The organism is Leptospira paudalimensis (assembly GCF_026151345.1).
GTDB classification, from domain to species: Bacteria; Spirochaetota; Leptospiria; order Leptospirales; family Leptospiraceae; genus Leptospira_A; species Leptospira_A paudalimensis.
This window is the reverse complement of record NZ_JAMQPR010000001.1, coordinates 1,327,663-1,349,623: the sequence shown is the minus strand read 5'-3', so window position 1 is coordinate 1,349,623 and position 21,961 is coordinate 1,327,663. Positions and strand designations below refer to the sequence as shown.

Here is a 21,961-nt window from a genome sequence, read left to right as displayed (position 1 = left end):
ATTTATAAATTAGAAAATGATTCTCCGATTCCAGTATACTTTGGGAAAAAAGCCAAACTCAACATATCTCGATGTTTTCCAGGCATCGGATTACCCGCTTTATGTACAACATAACCTGTAGAAATCAAAAGAGTATCACCACGTTTTCCAGTTAAAGCAATGGAGTTTGACTTTGGTTTAATTCTATTTCTTTTTCGATAATAATCAAAATGATTCAATTGTTCTTCATACGGAAGGAATTCAAATGGACCCAATTCCTCGTTTGTATCATGCAATAAAATGAATAACTGCATATTTAGATGATCTCTCACTAAATCTTGATGAAAACATTCTGAAAATATGTCTTTACCATAATGTTTTTCATCTATATGAAAATTTCTCCATAAATTTGGTTTGGATACAAGAGCCTCACATCCAAAATAATGTTCAATGACGGTTTCCAAATTTTTTATATACTCTAGTAAATTTGGAGGTAAGTCTTTAAATTCTAGTTGGTAACCAAAACTGAAATACTTTTCATCAATTGATTTACCTCTTGGTTTTCCTAAACTGGGATCATATGAAAAGTCACCAAGATTTACATGTCCTTTAAATAGAAAATAATTGAATTGTTCTTTGGCTCTTCTAAAACTTCTAAGATAAGAAGACTTTAAACAAAAAATTCGATACCGAAAGTAATAGAACAAACCTACGATTGAGGTAGGATAAAATTTAAACTTTGCTTTTGCCTGTACAGAAACTTGATCTTGTAATAACATATAAACCTCAGATAGATTAAATTCTTTTCTTTAATAACTTTGCTGGAACCCCACCTAAAATCGAATAATCAGGGAAATTTTTAGTCACAACACTATTAGCTCCAACAACACAACCCTTCCCTAATTTGACTCCTGGTAATATTACAGAATTAACTCCGAGCCAACAATCGTCTCCGATTTCGATTGGTTCATTTTTGGAATGACCATGTTCTTTGAAATAAATTGCATCCAATTCTCTGATTTTCTGTTTTCCATTAATATTATGTGTGGTACTAAGTAATGTTACACTAGGACCAAACAAACAATCTTCACCAATGTTAATCTCACCTGAAAAAATTGCATTAGAATGGATAGAAGTTCCTTTTCCAATATTTAGTTGAAACCCAGAAGATACCGAAAGCGAACAATTTGCCCCTATACTTACATGATCATTAATGGTAATTTTACTTCCCCCATCTCTGACTGAAATCATTCCATCCTTTGCAATGCGAAAATTTTCTCCAACTTGTAGTTCGGCACCTTTTGAAACATAAAGAGGACAAGGAAGATGACTTGATCGGTTTAACTTTAATTTAGCTTCTTTATCAATGTCTAAGCGTAAGTTAAAACGAATCGGTTTGAGCCTCCAATAAGATATGTTAGACAAAATTCTAATTACTTTCTGCAACATAAAACCGAATCACTTTCCTTTTGTAGGAATAATTGCCTTAGTCGATAGATGAGTTACAATCATCTCTATACTAGTTGGAACATCATAAATGTTAGTATCAATTTTGATCTCAGGATTGACTGGTTCCTCATACGGAGATCCAATCCCTGTAAAATTTGGAATTTCACCAATTCTTGCCTTTTTGTACAAACCTTTTGGATCTCTGCTTTCACAAACACCTAAAGGAGTTGAAATATAAACTTCTATAAACTCATTTTCTGAAAATAAATCCCTAACTATCTTTCGATCTTTCGAAAAAGGTGAAATTAAAGATGCAATGACAATGACTCCAGCCTCTACAAAAAGTTTACCTACTTCTCCGATTCTACGAATATTCTCTGAGCGATCTTCTGGTGAAAATCCCAGGTCTTTATTTAAACCGAATCGCAAATTATCCCCATCAAGGAGAACAGTATGATAACCATTTTGATTCAGATAACTCTCCAATGCATTTGCAATTGTTGATTTACCAGATCCACTAAGACCTGTTAGCCAAAGCATACATGGTTTTTGGTTTTTTATTTTTGCCCGATCTTCTGGAGTTACTTTATGATTGAGCCAAACTATATTATTATCCATTTAAAACGATGTCTCCAATTTATAGGCTTCTTAATTCAATGATTTTACTTTGAGGTAAGCCGAGAGTTTTTCCTTCAGGAGGAATACAACTGACTACTTTTTTATTTGCCAATGAGGCAACAATGAGTGCCATACTTTCGCAACCTACCACCAAATCAGATTTAGCTATTTGTTCAAAGAGTGGAACCCGATTCGAAATTTGAATCGGATATTCAGGATACTTCTCTAATACCCAATCATACTTTCCCATTTCATCAGATGGATGTGGCCTAAAAGTATAAGAACCTGATTTAATTTTAAGTTTCGTTAAATTTTGAAAAAAAAATTCAATTGCATCCGTTTCTGTGTAACCCCAATACCTTTCATCATTAAATGATTTTTTGGCATGGTCACTTATATTTTCACATATAAATAGAATGTTAAGCAATTCATCAGAATGATTTTCATTTTTCAAATTTTTAAAATAAGATTTTAAAGATTCGAAATAGGGATTAGATTTTAGTTTTACAATTTCTGAAGGGAAAGTGGATTTCGCCAAGTTAAAAGCATCTTCATCACCAACCCAAATTTCATCAGGCAACACCAACTGATCTTTATAAAGAAATCGTTCCTTATAGTTTACCCAGTGATCAATGAAACTAACCACTTTGATTTGATTTTTTTTTGCGGTTAGGATCGTTAATTTTTCAATTTCGCTCTGCCAACTAGTTCCTGTTATATATAACTTTGTATTCCCAATCGTTTCTTCTAAAGACTTTATATTTATCTCACTAAGTAACTTCGAAAAAATGGAAACAGCTGGTCCGTCTAGAACATACTGATAATTATTTTTGTTTTGCAGAACATAATTAGAAAGTATCTCTGCACCACCAGCATCGTGTGAAACGATTGTGATCAAATGATTACGTTTTCCAATCCTTTGCTAGAATGTAATACATAAGAACATCATGATAACCACCCTCTAAAAAAAGATGATCCACACGGCGCCCCTCTTCTTTCATTCCCAGTTTTAAGGCTAGTTTTTGCATTCCAATATTCTGATCAGCGGTTCCACAGTAAATTTTATTCAAATTGAGTTTTTTGAAACCATGTTCAAGAATGTACTTAGCTGCTTGGTAAGAGACACCCTTATTCTGATGATTTTGATTTCCAATGATGATTGCAAATTCAGCTGTGCGATTGATCCAAGAAATATCTTGCAAACTTAAATTGCCAATATGACCATCTAAAGTATGAAAGATACCTAAGACCACTTGGTCTTCTCTATTTAAATTTTCATAAAAAGATAGAAAATAGTTTTCATTCTTAAAAAATTTTCCATGGGAACTATACTTCGTAATATTTTGGTCAGAGAACCAAGAAGAATAAGGCCCATCTAAATCAGTTTTTCGAAGTGGCCTTAAATAATAATCATTTAGAAATGTATGGATCATTTTAACTGGTTTAGGTGTTTCCAAACTTTTTGAAACGCACTGATCACTAAGTCAACGTGTTCATCTGGGAATTCTCTCACACACATTTCATACCCTAGATATGTTGAATCATTTAAACCTTCAGCTACAGGGCAAATTCCTTTAGAGTAGTCTACATCTCTTTTGCAAATATCTGAAGTCCAAGGAAAACCTTTCGAACCATATGCAATTTTCTTTTGGTACATTGGCAAAAGGTGTAGGTTTGCATATTGTAATGAGATGTCAGAAACACCTTCCGCAACCAAAGCATCATAAATTCTATGTTTACTTACGCCAGTTACCTTTTCATCAATCTCCATAGGAAAAATGTAATAAACATGAGTTGCTTCAGATCGAATTTCAGGTAATTTTAAACCGATCAGACCTTTTAAACCGTTTCTTAATCTTTCAGCTGCATGGATCCTAGACTTAATTTTGGAATCTAATTTTTTAAGTTGTTCAATTCCAATGGCACATTCAATTTCACCGAGTCGGAAATTATAACCAACCATATTCGTTAAGTTAGTAACTCCCTTATCCTTCACAACAGCTTCCGCATGATTTCGAATTAACTGCATTCTCTCGGCAAGTTCATCATCGTTTGTAACAAGGATCCCGCCTTCACCTGTATGGATATGTTTATGGTAATTTAAACTATAACCACCAATATCACCTAACGTACCTGTATATTTACCTTTATACAGGGAACCAGGAGCTTGGGCTGTATCATTAATTACTTTTAAATTGTGCTTTTTTGCGATCCGGTTGATCTCATCCATATTTGCAGATTGTCCAAAGATATCAACAACCATGATCGCCTTTGTATATGGGGAGATATTTTTTTCAATAGAGACTGGATCAATGCAATAGGTATTTGGTTCTATATCCGCAAAAACTGGAATCGCATTCCAATGGAGGATCGCTGTTGCTGATGCAGACATAGTCCAAGGACTGACAATGATTTCATCTCCAGGTTCAATACCTATAGCTCCAATCGCTGCTATCAGTCCCGAAGTCCAAGAATTGACAGTAATCGCATGTTTAACATTAAAATACTCTCTGCAATTCTTTTCGAATTCTTGTACTTTGGGACCACCATAAAAATCTGGATCCCAACATCCCAAAAATTGAGACAAGTTTCCACTCTCAACTACTCTTTTAGCAGCTTCCACTTCTTCTGGACCCAAAGAATTATACCGATTCAATTCAAAATTAATAACTTTTGAACCACCTAACAGTGCTAATGTATCGTTCATTTCTCAACCTTTAATTTTCTTAACATTCTAATCATATTTAACGTACTATATGCTTCACAAACTGCTACAGAGTTAGAATTTTCCATAAATTTTAAAATCTTATCTAACACAAAGTATTGGCTCTTAAGATGATTACTTTCGATCTCTTCCATTTCTTTCGAAAGTATGGTGTAACCAGGGAAGGTTGGGTCTGGAACTTTATTTTGCCAATAAATTTCATCTCCCCCATTTTTATATGATAGTTTCCCTTCAGATGTAATCAGTTCGATTGAATAGTGAGAAAAATCTGATTCCCGCGATGAGATAAAAAACACTTTGCCTCTTTGAAAGCTAAATAAGGCGTCAGGTTCTATGTCCTCGTTTGACCAATAATTGTGTGATGTTATCGATTCAATTGACTCTAAATTTCCTAACCAAGATTCCAATAAATTGATAAAATGGCTTCCATTATGTATCAAACCTTTTGAATACCAACAAACACCCTTTAAAAATTCAATTTTTTTGTGAGAAGGAAATAATTTTTTCTTTATCACATCCGAAGAAGGTAAGTAAAACCTTTGGTAATTTACAAATAATTTTATATTATTTTGCTCACACAAGTTTACCATTTGCGTTGCTTCTTCGTCATCATAAGAAATAGGTTTCTCACACAGTATGGCTTTTAAAGATTTCTGTTTTAATATTGTTTTTAGAATTTCAAAATGAGTTTCGGTTGGAGTAGAAAGGATTACGAAATCTGGATTTGTTTTCGTAAGACCATCTAAAAGGTCATCAAAACTTGGCACTTTTGATTTTGATTCAAACATGTTTCGTCTTTCTAACGAAACATCAAATCCACCTACGAGTTCATAACCGTCATGAGCAAGTATTGCATTCAAATGGGTTAAACAACTAAAATGGTAATCTTCTTTGTAATCATACCCCATTCCAATTTGCCCAAGACCTACGATAAAAACCTTCAATTTTAAGTATCACCCTTCCTTAACACTTTTTTATTGATTTCCAATAACCTAGGATTCTCTTTTAAATAGGATACACATTCATAAATGCTAAAAAATGGTTTTTGAATTGAATAAAAATGTTCAATGATCGATTTCAAAAGTTCAAAGTCTTGTTTTTCATCTAATGTAAGGCCTAATTCAGGCCAAAAGACGGAAGTTGGTGCTACAAGATGTAAGTGGGGGAATAACTCTGGATGATTTCTCATATATAGAGAAACATGTTCTCTGTCTAATTTATCATTTGTTAGATTACCAGACTTCTCAAGATCATTTAACGAAAACACTTGAACGTCCATTCCATCTGGATAACTTCTAATATGTGCATTCCCAACATAAGAAGCGTTATTGTATTTATACAATTGAATGCATTGGTCGATAATCTCCGGATCAATAATAGGACAATCACCTGTAATTTCCACAATCACATCAGCGTTTACAGATTTTGCACCATCAACCACACGGATTAAAACATCATCCTCACTCCCTCTAAACACTGAAATCCCTTCGGATTTTGCAAAATCAACAACTGGGTTATCAGCCTCATTGATGGTTGTTGCGAGGACAATCTCATCGATTGATTGGACTTTTTTCAATCGATCGATCAAATAACCGAGGATAGGTCTTCCGAGAACTGGCAATAATACTTTACCAGGAAGACGTGAAGAAGTCATTCTTGCTTCAATGGTTGCGACAAATTTTTTCATATACTGATATGTTATGTGATTTCCTAGATAGAATATTCTTATAAAACTTATAAACTAGTTTGATTTAGTGTATCGGTATTTTTTAGGTTTAAATTTGAAATAACAGAAGTTAACTCAATTACTTGGTCTCTAATTTCTCTTAAAGCAGTTGATTCCCATAATTCATTTTTTCTAAGTGGACCCAAACAGTATAAATTTGTTAAAAACTTACCTTCTTTTGATTTTACTTGTCCTAAATTTCCAGTGACAAATCCAATTCCATTCTCCGATTGGGTGATATATCCCTTCTTCTTCAAATTGTTATATAAATCACTTTTTACTTCCTTCAACTTTGTATCAGGTCCCGTACAATTGATCAATCGATCAAATCGATACGAGCCAAATTTTGAGTGTGGTTCTAATGTAGAAATTTCAATCGTGTCATTTTCAAGTTTGGAAGATTGAATCCTTGCTTTTAAAAATGTAAGTTTTCCCAAATGAATCCATTCAGAAATAATCTCCATAGACTCAGAAGGAATTCTGTGACGAAAGGATTCCCAAAATGGACGAACATGTCGTATGAATCTGCGTTGGCTTTTGCCATCCCAAGATTTCCAGATTTCAGATGTGAAAGGTCTGATCACATTCATTAAATTGACATCGGATATTCCTTCATTCTCTCGAATCCAATTTCTTATTTTATGTACATCATGATTTACATTGCCAACTAATTCGGGAAATGGAGTTGGATTCAAATGATCTGGTTTCGAATGAACTTTGGGCAATTTTCCTGACCTAGAAAACGAAACAATTTTACCTTGGAAGTTTTTTCTTTTTAAGGTCATAATTACATCTACCATTGATAAACCAGAACCTAAAATACCTAACGACTCATTCAATTGGATTGATTCAAATAAACTATCATCCCATGGATTATGTAAATATCGTTTGCTATCCAAAACATCATTAGATAGGTAATTTGGATTTCCAGGTGGGATATTCCCCGTTGCGAGTATTAGATTGTCGACAATCAACTCCGCTCCCGAAGAAAGTTTGATTTTCCATTGTGATTCAATTTTTGTAGCATCAACTACTTCATCGTTGATTGTAAAAAACTCTTTATTGGGCGATTTTGTTTGAATATTGGAATTCAAAGTGGATTCTAAGTAATCACCAAAAATAAATCTAGGGAAAAATGAATTTTCATCATAACTTTCTCCTAAATAAAAATAATTCTTTTCATTCGATTTCCACCAATCCACAAAATGATTCGGATTTTCTGGAAACAAACTCATGCCCTTTGCAGGAACATTTAATTTTTGATAAATTGAATTCGGTGAATAAGCAACACCTCTACCAAATCTTTTTTTAGAAGATTCAATTAAGAAAATTTCAATTTTGCCATTAAAAGTGTTCTTTAATAAATTGATGGCGAGTAATGAACCACTAAGTCCAGCCCCTACGATAGCAACTGATAAATGATTATTTTTTTCCATTGATCATATCCCAACTAACTGCGGTTCCTCTAGGAATATCAAACATAGCCTTTGAGCCAATAATGATATCAATATATTTAGGAGGAATTCCATACCCAGGTCGAATACTACGAACAGATTCACTTGTAAACGTTTCACCCTTTTTGACATCTTTTACTACATATAAAGATCTTTTAAAAATGATCGATTTTTCTTCTGCTTTTGATCTTTCCAGTTTCACAGAACCTAGTGATAACCACGCACGTTCACTTTCCACGACAAGTGCCTTCATTTCTTCTGGTTCCAATGAAAATGTGGAATCAACTCCACCGTCTGCTCTTCTTAACGTAAAATGTTTTTCGATAACTGTTGCCCCAAGTGCGACACTGGCAACCGCGACACCAATCCCCATTGTATGGTCTGACAAGCCAACCTCACAACGAAACATATCTCTCATTGCTGGGATACTAAGAATGTTTGTATTTTCTGGACTTGCAGGATAGGTACTTGTACATTTCAAAAGGGTCAGATTTTCATTCCCAACTGAACGAACAGCATCCACTGCTTCTGCAATCTCAGCAATGGTGGCCATGCCCGTTGAAATGATAATGGGCTTTTTTGTTGCAGCCACTTTTCGGATGAGAGGTAAATCATTATTCTCAAACGAAGCAATCTTATAAGCAGGTGCATTTAGAGATTCTAAAAAATCAACGGCAGTAAAATCGAAAGGAGAACTAAAACATAATACTCCCTTTTTATTTGCATGTTCAAAAATAGCTTTGTGCCATTCCCAAGGGGTATATGCTTTTTTATACAACTCGTAAAGAGAAGTCCCCTTCCATAAACTTTTTGGATCGGAAATAAAAAACTCTCCATCACCTTTGTCAATGGTAAGAGTATCAGCAGTATAGGTTTGAATCTTAATTGCTGCTACGCCACAACTAGCAGCAGAGTCTATTATCTCCAATGCTCTTTCCAAAGATTGGTTGTGATTTCCTGACATCTCTGCAATGATAAATGGTTTTTTATTTCGCGAAAATTCAAAGTTCATATAATTTCATATTCCGTAATTATTAAAATTCCATCAGAAACACCAATCAAATAACCTTCGTTAAACTTCCGTATACTTCCCAAAAATAAATTAGTTTGGTTTTCGTTTGAGTTGAATTCTGAAATTTTATAAATGATGATCTTTTCCCCCGTAGGTAAAAAATAATAAGCCCCAGGATAAGGCCGAGTTTGTGCCCGAACAAAGTTTAAAATCGACTTTTTCGATTTGAGTATGTCGATATAACCCATCTCAGGAATCCGTTTCCCAAAATACGTTGCTTCCTCTTCTTTTTGAGGAGTTGGTATGTATTGATTGTCTATTTTTTCCAAAGTCTCACTTAATACCTTTGGGTAGATTGCTTTAAATTCATTGATGATGTCATTGCCAGTTGTCTCAGCGGAAATAGGAATTTTAATTTGGCTATAAATTGGTCCTGTATCAACTGTGGCTTCCATGATATGGCAAGTCACACCTGTAAAAGCCTCACCATTGATAATGGCCCATATATGTGGAGCCCTTCCCCTATACTTAGGTAATAAAGAACCATGGATATTCAGTGGGTATTCTGCAGAGTTTAACAACTGGTTAGGAATAATATAACGATAGTTCACACTGATGAGATATTTGATTTTTTTACTCTTCAGTTCATGCAAAAGGATTTGGTCTTTTCTCAAATCAGAATAGTAAAAAGGAATCTTATTTTCTAGTGCAAGTGTATCAACAGAATCAGATTTCAATTCTTTGTGTGTTAATACATGAGTTACATTTAAACCAGCGTTTATAAGTTCGGATAAACAACTTTGGCCCAAGGCACCAAAACCACAAAAGATCACTTCGTTCATTTAGTTTAAAATAGATCCAACGATATCAAAAGATTTGATCTGAAAGATCGTTTTTAGTTTTGTACTCATATTTTGTCGGACGGAAACATTTGTCAGTTTCTGGTTTAACTGGGAAAGATTTGTTAAAAAATCTCCCCGACTTGGCTCTATGTAAGATTCAATGACACCTGATTTCACAAGTCCAGAAATATTCCCTGTTTGGTTCTCTGCAGTTTGGATCACAATAAAAGGAATCCCTAATTTTCCAAGTTCATAGATTGTTTGTCCACCTGCAGTAATACACAAGTCAACTTGTAACATAAGTTCGCACATGGAACGAGCATCTAGATTTCTATATTTCTTGAGATATGGAAATTGATGGAACTCTTCCTCTGTAAATTCTGTAAATCCAGGTCCAACAATCACATCCAACTTTGATGATGGAAATTCAGAATGGTAGAATTGTATCAATTTGGAAGTTAAGTGTAAAGGATCACTTCCTCCCATCGTAATGAGTATCCTATCGATATTTTGATTTATTTTTTTCTCTATTCGATTCTCTCTAAATTCTTTTCTTAATAAAGCATACTCAGGACCAACCAATATCTTTTTATATCGATTTGGATCGTATTGGTAAACCAAACCTCCAAGTCCGCCATTGTAAATGATACAACCTGACGGATACTCTATCCGTTTGTCATCATCAATCGCAACTAAATGATGTGTATATTGTTTAAAGTGTTCATAATCAGCAGCTTCAGCACGGTATGAATCTATGATGATCGCATCATACCAAGTTTCCAATTGATTTTGTACCAACCAATTTTGTTGATTTAATTCTGATTGGAAGATTTCTGCGTCTTCGTGATCTGTATTGACGAGAATTTTAGTTTTAATCCCTTCACTTTCAAACAATTCAGAAAAGGCAATACATCGCCTGAGATGCCCTAGTCCATTTGATCGAAAATATTCAGTTAAAAAAAGAACCACAAACGAACTTAAAAACCTTTAGTTCAATCGGCTAAAACCAGAATGGCAAACAGGTCCTTCCAATAGGGAATCTATATCCTTTCCATTTTCACATTCTGAGATCACTTGGAAAATAGGTCTTAAATTTTCTAAGTATTTCTCAATGATCTCATCCGTATGACTGATACAAGCATAGACTGAAGTTCCTGCTAAATATCCTTTTTTTAACATTTCTTGTGTGATGTACGTTTTGTACTTTAATGCATTTGGACTTTTTACAGTGAAACCACAAAGTGCAGGTAAACCCCAATAATCCATTTCAAGTTTAGTCTCACTCGCTAATGATTTCCATGCTTCCGTGATTTGATTTCCAATCGCAGTGATAATTTCCCACGATTTTAATTTCTCCATCACTTCCAATGTCTTCAATGCAGCAGTCGGTCCAATGCGTTCAGTCCAAAATGTACTACTGATAAAAGTTGCTTGGGCCGATTCCATTATATTTCTTCTGCCAATGATGGCAGTAATGGCATAACCATTTCCAAGTGTTTTGCCAAAAATTGCCATGTCAGGATCAACTTTATATTGTTTATGTAAACCACCAAAGGTTTGTCGAAAACCAGAAGTACATTCATCAAAGATGAGTACGATTCCATTCTTTGTTGCAATCTCTCTTACTTTTTCTAAGAATCCAGAAGTTGGACCAGTGTTCCTGGATACTTCCATCATAATCACACCAATTGATTCATTTTTAACTAAGGATTCCAATTCTTCGATTTGGTTGTAGTGGAATGGAAAGACAGATCCAGCTAATGATTTAGGAACTCCATTTGGATCTAAACCTGGTAATAGATGCCCAGAGAGTTTATCATCACTTGATAGGTTTGCCGATAAATACCAATCATGCCAGCCATGGTAACCACAGATGGCTACTTTATCTTTTCCTGAAGCTGCTCTTGCAATTCTGATTGCAATGGCATTTGCTTCTCCACCTGTCCTTGCTAAACGAACCATATCGGACCAAGGGTGTAACTCCACCAACTTCTCTGCTAAGTAAACTTCTTCAGGACAGTTCAGTGTTGACATATTTCCTGATTTGACCACATCAAAAACAACTTGGTCTACTTCTGGATGCCCATATCCTAAAGTATTCGTACCAACACCCATAAGGAACATATCTATATATTCTTTGCCATCAATATCCCAAACCTTGCAACCGTTAGTTTTACTAAAGTATGCAGGCCATTTTTCAGGTAAAAACATTTCAGCTCTTTTTGAAAGAAGCATGTTTCCACCAGGGATTACTTTTTTTGCCCTCTGCCAAAGTTTTTGGCCACTACTCATAATCGAACCTTGATTTCTTAAATATTTTTTATTGGATTGGAATAACTCAGGTTTTGCAGACTCTAATGCCAATACATCTAACCAAGAGAAGTTGGTATTTGGCGAAAAGTGTTCAAATACTTTTTTAATGACAACCAAATCCTCTGGTTCATCCACAGTCCACCTTAGTGATGAATGGTCTTCAGAGTTCTCAAAGTTTTTTCTTTGAAATTGTTTTTCTCTTCTTAGGTAAGGAGTGACATGTTCCCGATCGAAGTCCGTTGTTGCCTTCTCATTTGCCTCTTTTAAAGCATCAAATGAGAATACTTCAATGTCCAAACCATCAGGGTAAGTTGGGGGATTGATATTGGACGCATAGTTTATCCCACCTTGTAAATAAAGATTGATTACTTGGTCTACCAAGTTCGCATCAACCAGCGGACAATCACCCGTGATCCTCACAACTACATCCGCTTTGTATTGTTCTGCCGCTAAATAAAATCGGTTTAAAACATCATTTTCACTTCCTCTGAAACAATCAATCTTCAGCTCATGTAGATGGTTTACAAAAGGATCATTTACGGAAGCAACAGAGGTAGCGACCACTATTTGGTTTATCAACCGAGAGGTTTTTAATCGATTGACTAGTAAATCAATCATGGGGTAACCTACAACGGGTTCCATTACCTTCCCAGGATATCTAGTGGAACCCATTCTCGCTTGTACGATCGCTAATACTTTCATTTTAATTGCCAACGGAATGGGTAAATTAAGTCTTCATCATAAGAAGAAAGTTCATCCATAAATTGTAATGTTCGAGTTTCATTAAAATGGGAGATGATTTCTGATAATTGGCTTTTTGATTCTACACCAAAAACAACATTCGATACTTTTGTCAGAGATTTTATAAAAAGAATACAGAAGAGTGCGGGAGATATCTGGTTTTTCTCAATTGCCTTATCCCATTTTTCAAACAAACCCGACCACTTAGAAAAATACTTGGGCCTAGTCTCTTTTTTCATCAAGAGAATACCTTGTAAAAAAATGGAACGTGCTTGGATTTCAATTCCTTTCAAGTGTAAAGAATCCATCCATCCACTCGACTCTAACGAACGATCAAATACATTGATAGGACATTGGATTCGATTGTATTCAACATAACTGGGAATTTTTTCCAAATCGTGATGACTATAAATACTCAAACCAAATTTACGAATGATTCCTTTGGATACAAAGTCTTGAATGGTTTCATAAACTTCTATAGCATTCGGACTAAATAATATTGATACATCATGTAAAAATAGTGTTTCGATTTGACTTAGGTTTAATCTTTCTAAAGAAGATTCAATTTGAGATTTGGTCCATTCGCGGACATTCTTATGATTTTCTAAATCCAGTTTAGGTAGTTTGGTGGATACCTTAAATCTGGCGTTGATTAGTTTACCTAAAATGATTTCACTGTCTCCATAAGCAACTGCCGTATCTAACTCCGAGATTCCATTCTCATAAGCAAAATCTAAAATAGATTCTACTTCTTTTGGGTTTACTTTCCCTACCGAATTAGAAACTCCATAGTTTAGACCAAACTGAACGGTTCCTAAAGTTAACTGTTGTTTCATGTTTAAAAAAGTGTCTGGTGACCTATGGGTGTCGTAAGCCTTAAAACAATTTCTTTTAATTGGTCGTTCGTTAGCCCTGGATACATTGGGATACTCAAGGCACGGCTATAATACTCTTCCATGTTTGGGTAGTCTTCAATTTTGAATCCCATCTTGGAATAGTATGGCTGACGATAAATAGGAATATAATGAAGGTTTACCAAAATGCCTGAGTTTCGAAATCTCTCGAAAATTTGGGTTTGAGAGGATTCCAATTCTTCTAGTTTCAATTGAAGAACAAATAAATGAAATGAAGAATATGAATCTGGCATTTGTTTCGGTAAAATGACCGGTTTATTTTTAAAAAGTTCAAAGTATGTATTCGCAATTTGATGACGTTTGCTCACAAATTCATTTAACCTTTGGTATTGACTATAACCAAGTGCAGCTTGGATATCAGTCATTCTATAATTAAATCCAAGTTCAATTTGTTCATAATACCATGGGCCATGTGGTAAATTCACCATCTGGTTTACATCACGCGTGATTCCATGACTACGAAGTCTATAAAGTGATGCATAAATCTTCTCATCATTTGTAAGTGCCATTCCACCTTCACCCGTTGTGATGATCTTTACGGGGTGAAAGCTAAAGATTGTGATATCGCTATACTCACAATTTCCGACAGGTTTACCTTTATAGGATGCACCGATTGCGTGTGAAGCATCCTCAATGATTTTAAAACCATACTTTTTGGATAAATTGTGAATTTTATCCATCTCCGGAGCTTGGCCCGCAAAGTGAACTGGAATCACAACCTTTGGTAAAGTACCTTGTTTTTCAGCTTGGATGAGTTTTAACTCTAAAGCCTCGACTGAAAGATTATAGGTATCTTTATCAATATCAACAAAATCTACTTTTGCTCCGCAATACAAAGCGCAGTTTGAACTAGCAACAAAACTATTAGGACTTGTCCAAACATAATCTCCAGGTCCAACACCAAGAGCCAAACAAGCGATATGTAAAGCTGAAGTTGCACTATTTACCGCCACAGCATGATTCACTTGTGAACCAGCGGCAACAGCTGCTTCGAATTTTGGAACCATCGGTCCTTGTGTTAAAAAATCACCTTTTAATACTTCAACAACTCGATCGATATCAGCTTGTGATATATCCTGTCTACCGTATGGAATCATATTTTCTTCCTTTGTTCATGTATGGAGTGATCTTGAAAAATCATACCGTTTTCGATTCTAAAAATTTTGTCACAACTTTGAAGGGTACTCAGACGGTGAGCAATGATCAAAATTGTTTTTTGACCATGTAATGCATTGATTGCATCCATCACTTCACTCTCAGTGTTTAAATCTAAGGAACTAGTGGCTTCATCTAAAATTAAAACAGATGGGTTATGATACAAAGCGCGAGCAATTCCAATTCTTTGTTTTTGGCCCCCTGATAACTTAACACCCCTTTCTCCCACAATTGTTTCGATCCCAAATTCGGATTTGTTCACAAAACTTTCTAATTGAGCGAGTTGAATGGACTCATTCACTCGATTGTTATCAATTTGGTTATCTGGTATTCCAAAAGCGATATTGTTTTTCAAAGTATCATCAGTTAGGTATATGTTCTGGGAGACATACCCGATTATCCTTTGCCAAGAATTCGGATCTTTCAAAATCGAATTACCATTTACTTTTATATCACCAGAATCAGGTGTGATTAAACCCAAAATCAAATCCAAGAGGGTACTTTTACCTGCACCACTTTCTCCGATAAATCCTATGGTAGTACCAGATTCAATTTCCAATGAAATATTTTTAATCACAGGAATCGATGAATAACTAAATTGTAAATTTTCTAATGTTAAGGAGTGAAATTCTAAAAGAGCCTCACGAACACTTTGTTCTCTTTTTTCTTTCGGAGAGTCTATTAATTTACATTCTTGGTATATCAAATCGATTGTCGGAAGTGAAAATTTGATATTCTGCATGATCACTAACATCCGATTAATCGAAGGCATCACTCGAAATGCAGCTGCTCCGAACAGAGCAACCAAGGTTGCAGCTTCACTCAATGTTTTCCCTTGGCTAAGGGATGTTAAAATCAGAAGCACAAAGCCTAAAATGGAAAAATACTCTAACCATAATCTAGGGAAGGCAACCAAAGTTGTATACTGTTTCACTACTCTTGCAGCACCATCACTTTCTTTTCGGTAACGACTTAGGAATTCATCCTCTCGTCCATAAATTTTGATATCCTTGATACCACCTAATCCTTGTTGGAAATGACGAATCCTTTCCGCTTCATAATTTTGCCTTTGTAAGCCTAAAGTTAATAATTTTTTCCTAGCAAGGACAAAAGTAATACCAGCCGCTAATCCCAATGAACCAACAACAACAAAGGCACCAACTGGTTCTACATAAACAAGAAACAAAGAAATCCCCACCATAGTGATTGCTTCATTAAAAAATGACAAAGCTTGTTGCACCATCGAAACAAGAGCAGCTACTTCAGTGGAAGTATTTCGAATCAACTCAGAAGAATTTCGATTCACATGAAATAAATAAGGTTGGTCTAAATATTTTTTAAAAAGTGTTCTCGATAATTTACTCTGAAACTCAGCCGCATAACTTGCTTGTTCCCAAGTAAAATAAATCAAATAAATGGTTCGAACCGTATACAACACTACCATGAGAACCATTGCGTAAACAGCCAATGTCTCGAGTGGCGGATTTCCGAGATACGATATCACATTTACAAAATATGGATTCTCTCTTAGTTGGCTCGAATCAGTTAATACCGAGACTAAAGGAACAATCACCCCTATCCCAAATGATTCAAATAACAAACTAAAAAATATCAAAACAAACATATAAACAGTGCGCCTCTTCTGTGCACTGTCTAGGAGAAACCAAACTTTAGATATATTTGACATGATGAAAGTAAAAGGAGTAAGTTAGATTAAATTTTACAAAGAAACGTATAAATCAAATTTATAAAGGATCGAAACATACACAAATATGATATAGGCAATTGTGAGAGGGAGTCCTAATTTAAGGAAATCTGATGGTTTGTATTGACCAACACTAAAAACCATCATGTTTGTGTGGTAACCAAAAGGCGTTAAAAAACTAGCACTAGCACCAAATGCTGTTACCAAAAAAAAAGGTTCCGTTGCAGTTGAAAGGCCATTCGCTAAAGACAATGCAAAAGGAAATGCAATGCCTGCAGCCACTGCGTTACTCACAAACTCGGTTAAAAAAATGACGAATAGAAAAAACAGAAATAGGGAGATAAAAACTGGCATTTGAAGTAAATACGGCAATATAAACGATAAAACTAATTCAGGTGCTTTTAAATTCTTAAGAACGACTGAAATCACAAACGCAGATCCTACAGTCATAATTAAGTTATAAGGTATTTCTGTTCTTAAGGAATTCACCGAAATAATTTTTGTTAAAATAGCAAATACTAATACAATAAGTGTTCCTTTGAATAAGGAAAGTAATCCGAATAAATTCAAAATAAGAATGCAGATAAAAAAACCTAAAAACAACAAAGAACTAATCATTCCATTCGTTTCTGCTTTTTTTTCCAAGTGGACAAAACTTAAATCGTTCGCATGAGATTTTTTAAAATCATCACCAATCACAAGTCTGAGTTGGTCTCCCGAATGAATTGTTTCTTCACCAATGTTTTTGAAAAAAACCTTATCACCTCTTCTAATTGAGATGATCACTGCATTAAACCTAGATCGGAATTGTGCATTTTTTGGTGTGAGTCCAATTAAATCAGATTCATCGGATACAATAACTTCGTTTACATTTTTCAAAAGATAACTAGAATCTGAGTCCAAGACAATTAAATCTTTTAGAATTTCAGCTGATTGAATGTCTTCCTTGTCTCCAACGAAAACTAAACGATCATTTTTTTGAATGATATGAGTTGGTGATGCAGGTGATACCAATTCTCCATTTTCGCGAACAACTTCTCCTAAAAATATTTTTTTAAGATTTCGAAGTCCGTTTTCCTCTATCGATTTACCAATCAATTTAGAATCAGGTGAAACGCGGGCTTCAAAAATTGAGCTCCCTTCTTTTGTCTTTGTATCTTCATCACCGAACAACCGTAAAGGAGCTTTTGCCAAATAAATTAAACCTACAATTGCAGGAGTGATACCAATCATAAAAAAATCGAATAAATTCCAGGTGGGAAATCCGGATTTCATTTTTAGATTATTTACAATCAAATTAGTTGATGTTCCTACCAAGGTGAGCATACCACCTAGAATGGAAGCAAATGAGATTGACATCAAAAAAGGCCTTTGGTATTGGTATCGCCCTCTTAAAATTCCAATCATAGTCGAAACGACAGCTGCATTATTCACGAACATGGAATAAATCAAAGAGAATACATTTAGTTTAAATAAAATGTATCTTTTGGAACCATTTAGCAATAAATTTCGAAAAACTTCCGTTAATCGATTGTATTCAAGACCTCTGGATATAAAAATCAGAGTTACAATTGTCATTAGAGTTTCATCAAAAAAAGAAGATAAAAATTCTTTGGTTTCGATCAAACCCGTTAATAAAAATAGAATGGATAATGTAAAAAAAACAAATCCAGTTGAGATTTCAAAAAAATACACAATCACAATTGCCGAAAAAATCAGAAGTAAAACGGTAAGGATGATTAGATTTTGCATTGTATTAATTGGCAAAATTTGAAACTTGAAATCGGAAGGATCAAATCTTAGTTTTAGAGTGATTTTGAATAATCATCGTAAGTCAGACGAACACCTTCGTTCAGATTCACTTCATGTTTCCATCCCATTTTGTGGAGTTTGGATACATCGAGTAACTTCCTAGGTGTTCCATCTGGTTTTGTTGGATCAAAAATCAGTTTTCCGTTATAACCCACAACTTCCTTCACTGTTTCTGCAAGTTCTTTGATACTTACTTCAATTCCAGAACCAACGTTAACATGTTCTCCACCTTTTGGATCTCCTGTTACATCGTAATTCTCCATAAGAAATACACAGGCTCTTGCCATGTCTTCTGAATATAAAAATTCACGAAGGGGTTTACCAGTACCCCAAATCACAACTTCAGGTAACTTATTCACTTTAGCTTCATGGAATCTTCGCATAAGAGCAGGTAACACATGTGAGTTTTCTGGATGGTAATTATCTCCTGGGCCATACAAATTTGTCGGCATCACTGAGATAAAATTTGTGCCATACTGACGGTTGTAAGATTGACACATCACAATGCCTGCAATTTTTGCAACCGCATAAGGTTCATTTGTTGGCTCCAACTTTCCATCTAAAAGTTGACCTTCGTCCATTGGTTGTTTGGCAAATTTTGGATAAATGCATGAGGATCCCAAAAAACAAAGTTTTTTGATCCCATAACGGTAGGAAGCATCGATGATATTGTTCTGGATTTGTAAGTTTGAAAAGATAAATTCAGCGGGATAAGTATTATTCGCATGGATACCACCTACTTTTGCGGCAGCAAGGAATACATATTCTGGTTTTTCCGATTCAAAAAATTGAATCACATCCTTTTGGTTGGTTAAATCTAGTTCTTGATGAGACCTACCAATCACATTAGTGTATCCAGACTTGTTTAAAACTTTTACTAAAGCAGATCCAACAAGACCTTTGTGTCCAGCAACGTAAATTTTCGATGATACATTCATAATCATATTTCCAGTTTCAATTTTAATGAATTTTGGTAAAAGAACCCAAATCGATTAGCTTAACTTTTCGATGGTCTCACCTAACTTTTCTACTTCAGCGCGAAGTGCTTCGTATTCTCTTTTTTTCTTTTCATAAAAATGAAGAGTCATCCTAGCTTTTTCTTCGATTCCTTGTGGTGTGAGTAAATATGTGTATGCGAGTTTGTTTTTATTATTACGAAAATTATTCATTTTGATAAGCCCTTTGTCGAGGAATGCCTTCAAAATATAATTCACCTTTCCTAAACTGAGTCCCAACACATCCGATGCATCTCTTTGCGATAAATGTGGGTTCTCATCAAGTAATTGGAGTAACTTGAGGTGGTGGTCACTGTATTCGTATTGTTCTTTCATGGAGGAATTTGTGTCCGTTTCAGACACCGTGTGGAAAAGGAAAGTCACGTTCAAAATGGACCCCAGGCATAGCTTCGCCCCCTGAGTCCCATTCTTTGTCAAAATGTGTTCAGTCTTTGAACAAAGTAAAGAAATTTTTGTTCATATTATGAACGAAAAAATCGTAAGATCCCATCCATCGTCCGTTGCAACAGGAAAAAAGTCCCAACGAAAAACCAAATCCCTGAAGGAATGAGAGAGAGGAAAAGAAAAAAGGAAGAAGTGGATTGGACATAATCCTCCTTTGGTTCATAGAGTGAAATCCAGACTACATTGCCTTTTTTGGATTCTGGATACTTTTGTTCCCAAGTTTGCAAGAGAATTGGGAAATCTGTAGAATCCGGTAGGATTTTGGCAAAACGGGGGTGCACCCCAAGTTCCTGCCACTTGTGGAAACGAAACAAATTTTTGTCCAAATAGAAGAATCGAATTGGCTCCGACGGATCCTTATCTGACATAAGTGGGATCATTTCATAAAAAGAGGCATGGCTCGTGTCCCTCCCCTTGGCATCGCGGGACCTATGTTGGATTGCTTTTGATAGAATCAAATTTAGGTGGAAAAAACCATCACAACAGATGTGAATAGGATGGTAACTGGTTTGTTTCTTTTCACAATACCTGTACCCAAGACACGAGTGATGGCATTCAATAACCTAAAATTTAGGTTGTAAAGAAGATTGTACAGTTTGGTCGGAAACAATCCGAATTTTCCGCAAGTTTTCTTGAATCATCAAATTGTGTTTTTACGTTTGGATGGAAACACAAATAACACTTTTCCATCTCCAGAGAATGCTATTGACTTTTCTTCCTTTTCAAAGGAAATCTACCTCAATGAAACCTAAAAAACATACGATCCCTTATGACTTTCTCATCAATCTCGTAAGTTTAGCAAAAGGACTTGTTTTCCATTCCATCGAAGAAAACTTCCCGGAAACAAAAGAAGAATTAGAAGCCCCTTATCCCTCTGCTCTCCTTTGTAACCATGTATCAGAAGCGGATGTAGTTTCCCTTTCCATGGTTTACCCAAGACTCAATCCTAAAATCAAAATGATCATCCCTGCCAGAGAAGACATCCTCTTACCTGGATTTTTACAAAAAGAATTTCGTGCGAAAGGATTTTTGAAGTGGATTTTCAAATTCATTGATGCAACAAATATCATTCCGATTTTATTACGTTATATCGGAGCAGTTCCCATCAAACGCCCGTTTCGTGATAATGCTAGAGAACTCATCAAAAAAGGGGAACTCCGAGACAAAGTGGATAGTGAATGGACCGAAATGGTAACTCACATTCGAAAAGGTCGAAATTTGTTTATGTTTCCTGAGGGAACATACAACCATGATGGATTTCTAAACCAAGTGAAACGTGGTGCTTACCACATCAAATCAAAAATAGATAAACTTCATTTTAATAGTTTTACACTTACCTATGACCACTTGTCTTACCAAAAAACAAAATTATACATAAAGTATGGTAAACCTTTTGAAATTCCAACGGAGATGCCAGCGGACCAAGTGGTGAAACTCGTTGCGGATACATTAGGAAAACACTACACAGTTACAATTGGAAATCTAACTTCTTTCTTATTACTCAAATTAGAAAAAGAAACCAAAATCAAAAAACAACAAATCATCCAATTATTATCACAATTTAAATCGCATATCGAAAACCAATTTCCAGAAATTACAATTGCTTCCGAATTACGAAAAGAGACGTTTGTTTCACAATTAGAAATTCTTTTTGCCAAACTGAAAAAAGTAAATTTGATTGATTGGGAAGACGAAATCATTCGCACAAAAGAAGTTTTGTATCATATACCAAAATCATTACACAATTTAAAAAAATCCAATATTGTATTGTATCATAAAAACCAACTTACAGCACATTTCGCAAAATTAGAAACCATTTGGAACCAAATACCACTAGAAAAAGGAATTGAAGTAAAAACATGAAAACAATAAAACCGATCAAACTCATGTTAGTTTCCACACTTTTTTTCATTGGTTGTGGTTCGATTTCCAGAGGGTGTGCTAAATATTTTGGATATGACGAAGTTTGTGTGGATGGTGTTCGTTACATCCAATTTACTTCAGGAGCGAGCGTAAAATACAATCCCGATGGAACAATAGCAACTTGTCGCTAAAA

General features: G+C 35.0%; 21 protein-coding genes. 2 read left to right on the top strand and 19 right to left on the bottom strand.

Features of this window, described 5'->3' with window-relative positions; translation table 11 throughout:
* Positions 1–2 precede the first annotated feature (2 nt).
* The 19 genes from ND855_RS06215 to ND855_RS06125 all read right to left on the bottom strand — a co-directional run bounded on the left by ND855_RS06215 (position 3) and on the right by ND855_RS06125 (position 19,776).
* A complete protein-coding gene (locus tag ND855_RS06215) occupies positions 3–758 on the bottom strand; it encodes a phytanoyl-CoA dioxygenase family protein (RefSeq protein WP_265357639.1) in 756 nt (251 codons plus the stop codon).
* 16 nt (positions 759–774) lie between these two features.
* Positions 775–1,428 (bottom strand): acyltransferase, encoded by a 654-nt coding sequence (locus ND855_RS06210; RefSeq protein ID WP_265357638.1) that lies wholly within the window; start codon positions 1,426–1,428, stop codon positions 775–777.
* A 9-nt stretch (positions 1,429–1,437) separates the two neighbouring features.
* Positions 1,438–2,046, bottom strand: a complete 609-nt coding sequence (gene cysC, locus ND855_RS06205) for an adenylyl-sulfate kinase (RefSeq protein ID WP_322113529.1) — start codon at positions 2,044–2,046, stop codon at positions 1,438–1,440.
* A gap of 19 nt (positions 2,047–2,065) precedes the next feature.
* Positions 2,066–2,944: a hypothetical protein gene (locus ND855_RS06200; protein ID WP_265357637.1), complete on the bottom strand. Its 879-nt coding sequence runs from the start codon at positions 2,942–2,944 to the stop codon at positions 2,066–2,068.
* A 4-nt stretch (positions 2,945–2,948) separates the two neighbouring features.
* On the bottom strand, positions 2,949–3,479 hold the full coding sequence (locus tag ND855_RS06195; RefSeq protein ID WP_265357636.1) for a GNAT family N-acetyltransferase: 531 nt from the start codon (positions 3,477–3,479) through the stop codon (positions 2,949–2,951).
* Entirely contained in the window at positions 3,476–4,753 is a 1,278-nt protein-coding gene (locus tag ND855_RS06190) for a DegT/DnrJ/EryC1/StrS family aminotransferase (protein ID WP_265357635.1), read from the bottom strand. Before ND855_RS06190 ends, ND855_RS06195 begins: the two co-directional genes overlap by 4 nt.
* Entirely contained in the window at positions 4,750–5,715 is a 966-nt protein-coding gene (locus tag ND855_RS06185; protein WP_265357634.1) for a Gfo/Idh/MocA family protein, read from the bottom strand. Before ND855_RS06185 ends, ND855_RS06190 begins: the two co-directional genes overlap by 4 nt.
* Positions 5,716–5,717: 2 nt before the next feature.
* Positions 5,718–6,458, bottom strand: a complete 741-nt coding sequence (locus ND855_RS06180) for a glycosyltransferase family protein (protein ID WP_265357633.1) — start codon at positions 6,456–6,458, stop codon at positions 5,718–5,720.
* A 47-nt stretch (positions 6,459–6,505) separates the two neighbouring features.
* Complete coding sequence (locus ND855_RS06175) at positions 6,506–7,933, bottom strand: FAD/NAD(P)-binding protein (protein WP_265357632.1); 1,428 nt, start codon at positions 7,931–7,933, stop codon at positions 6,506–6,508.
* Positions 7,920–8,963 (bottom strand): pseudaminic acid synthase, encoded by a 1,044-nt coding sequence (gene pseI, locus ND855_RS06170; protein WP_265357631.1) that lies wholly within the window; start codon positions 8,961–8,963, stop codon positions 7,920–7,922. The genes ND855_RS06175 and pseI overlap by 14 nt, the downstream gene beginning before the upstream one ends.
* A complete protein-coding gene (locus ND855_RS06165) occupies positions 8,960–9,805 on the bottom strand; it encodes a methionyl-tRNA formyltransferase (protein ID WP_265357630.1) in 846 nt (281 codons plus the stop codon). Before ND855_RS06165 ends, pseI begins: the two co-directional genes overlap by 4 nt.
* On the bottom strand, positions 9,806–10,774 hold the full coding sequence (locus ND855_RS06160) for a PseG/SpsG family protein (protein ID WP_265357629.1): 969 nt from the start codon (positions 10,772–10,774) through the stop codon (positions 9,806–9,808). It abuts the gene before it with no gap.
* An 18-nt stretch (positions 10,775–10,792) separates the two neighbouring features.
* Positions 10,793–12,820 (bottom strand): aminotransferase class III-fold pyridoxal phosphate-dependent enzyme, encoded by a 2,028-nt coding sequence (locus ND855_RS06155; protein ID WP_265357628.1) that lies wholly within the window; start codon positions 12,818–12,820, stop codon positions 10,793–10,795.
* A complete protein-coding gene (locus tag ND855_RS06150) occupies positions 12,817–13,695 on the bottom strand; it encodes an aldo/keto reductase (RefSeq protein WP_265357627.1) in 879 nt (292 codons plus the stop codon). The genes ND855_RS06155 and ND855_RS06150 overlap by 4 nt, the downstream gene beginning before the upstream one ends.
* Positions 13,696–13,697: 2 nt before the next feature.
* Complete coding sequence (gene pseC / locus ND855_RS06145) at positions 13,698–14,870, bottom strand: UDP-4-amino-4,6-dideoxy-N-acetyl-beta-L-altrosamine transaminase (protein ID WP_265357626.1); 1,173 nt, start codon at positions 14,868–14,870, stop codon at positions 13,698–13,700.
* Entirely contained in the window at positions 14,867–16,552 is a 1,686-nt protein-coding gene (locus ND855_RS06140; RefSeq protein WP_265357625.1) for an ABC transporter ATP-binding protein, read from the bottom strand. The genes pseC and ND855_RS06140 overlap by 4 nt, the downstream gene beginning before the upstream one ends.
* A gap of 96 nt (positions 16,553–16,648) precedes the next feature.
* A complete protein-coding gene (locus ND855_RS06135) occupies positions 16,649–18,400 on the bottom strand; it encodes an SLC13 family permease (RefSeq protein ID WP_265357624.1) in 1,752 nt (583 codons plus the stop codon).
* Positions 18,401–18,438: 38 nt separating this feature from the next.
* Positions 18,439–19,383, bottom strand: coding sequence for a GDP-L-fucose synthase family protein (locus tag ND855_RS06130; protein WP_265357623.1), 945 nt, complete (start codon positions 19,381–19,383; stop codon positions 18,439–18,441).
* A 54-nt stretch (positions 19,384–19,437) separates the two neighbouring features.
* A complete protein-coding gene (locus tag ND855_RS06125) occupies positions 19,438–19,776 on the bottom strand; it encodes a MarR family EPS-associated transcriptional regulator (protein ID WP_265357622.1) in 339 nt (112 codons plus the stop codon).
* Positions 19,777–20,646: 870 nt separating this feature from the next.
* Between ND855_RS06125 and ND855_RS06120 the strand changes: the two genes are divergently transcribed.
* Together ND855_RS06120 and ND855_RS06115 are read left to right on the top strand one after the other, a co-directional pair.
* On the top strand, positions 20,647–21,768 hold the full coding sequence (locus tag ND855_RS06120; RefSeq protein WP_265357621.1) for a lysophospholipid acyltransferase family protein: 1,122 nt from the start codon (positions 20,647–20,649) through the stop codon (positions 21,766–21,768).
* Entirely contained in the window at positions 21,765–21,959 is a 195-nt protein-coding gene (locus ND855_RS06115; RefSeq protein WP_265357620.1) for a hypothetical protein, read from the top strand. The genes ND855_RS06120 and ND855_RS06115 overlap by 4 nt, the downstream gene beginning before the upstream one ends.
* The last annotated feature ends 2 nt before the right edge of the window (positions 21,960–21,961 follow it).

Bases quoted from the DNA above. Each gene is read 5' to 3' on its own strand.
- ND855_RS06215 (WP_265357639.1), bottom strand. From the start codon at position 758: ATGTTATTACAAGATCAAGTTTCTGTACAGGCAAAAGCAAAGTTTAAA.
- ND855_RS06210 (WP_265357638.1), bottom strand. From the start codon at position 1,428: ATGTTGCAGAAAGTAATTAGAATTTTGTCTAACATATCTTATTGGAGG.
- cysC (WP_322113529.1), bottom strand. From the start codon at position 2,046: ATGGATAATAATATAGTTTGGCTCAATCATAAAGTAACTCCAGAAGAT.
- ND855_RS06195 (WP_265357636.1), bottom strand. From the start codon at position 3,479: ATGATCCATACATTTCTAAATGATTATTATTTAAGGCCACTTCGAAAA.
- ND855_RS06190 (WP_265357635.1), bottom strand. From the start codon at position 4,753: ATGAACGATACATTAGCACTGTTAGGTGGTTCAAAAGTTATTAATTTT.
- ND855_RS06180 (WP_265357633.1), bottom strand. From the start codon at position 6,458: ATGAAAAAATTTGTCGCAACCATTGAAGCAAGAATGACTTCTTCACGT.
- ND855_RS06175 (WP_265357632.1), bottom strand. From the start codon at position 7,933: ATGGAAAAAAATAATCATTTATCAGTTGCTATCGTAGGGGCTGGACTT.
- pseI (WP_265357631.1), bottom strand. From the start codon at position 8,963: ATGAACTTTGAATTTTCGCGAAATAAAAAACCATTTATCATTGCAGAG.
- ND855_RS06165 (WP_265357630.1), bottom strand. From the start codon at position 9,805: ATGAACGAAGTGATCTTTTGTGGTTTTGGTGCCTTGGGCCAAAGTTGT.
- ND855_RS06155 (WP_265357628.1), bottom strand. From the start codon at position 12,820: ATGAAAGTATTAGCGATCGTACAAGCGAGAATGGGTTCCACTAGATAT.
- ND855_RS06150 (WP_265357627.1), bottom strand. From the start codon at position 13,695: ATGAAACAACAGTTAACTTTAGGAACCGTTCAGTTTGGTCTAAACTAT.
- pseC (WP_265357626.1), bottom strand. From the start codon at position 14,870: ATGATTCCATACGGTAGACAGGATATATCACAAGCTGATATCGATCGA.
- ND855_RS06140 (WP_265357625.1), bottom strand. From the start codon at position 16,552: ATGTTTGTTTTGATATTTTTTAGTTTGTTATTTGAATCATTTGGGATA.
- ND855_RS06130 (WP_265357623.1), bottom strand. From the start codon at position 19,383: ATGAATGTATCATCGAAAATTTACGTTGCTGGACACAAAGGTCTTGTT.
- ND855_RS06125 (WP_265357622.1), bottom strand. From the start codon at position 19,776: ATGAAAGAACAATACGAATACAGTGACCACCACCTCAAGTTACTCCAA.
- ND855_RS06120 (WP_265357621.1), top strand. From the start codon at position 20,647: ATGAAACCTAAAAAACATACGATCCCTTATGACTTTCTCATCAATCTC.
- ND855_RS06115 (WP_265357620.1), top strand. From the start codon at position 21,765: ATGAAAACAATAAAACCGATCAAACTCATGTTAGTTTCCACACTTTTT.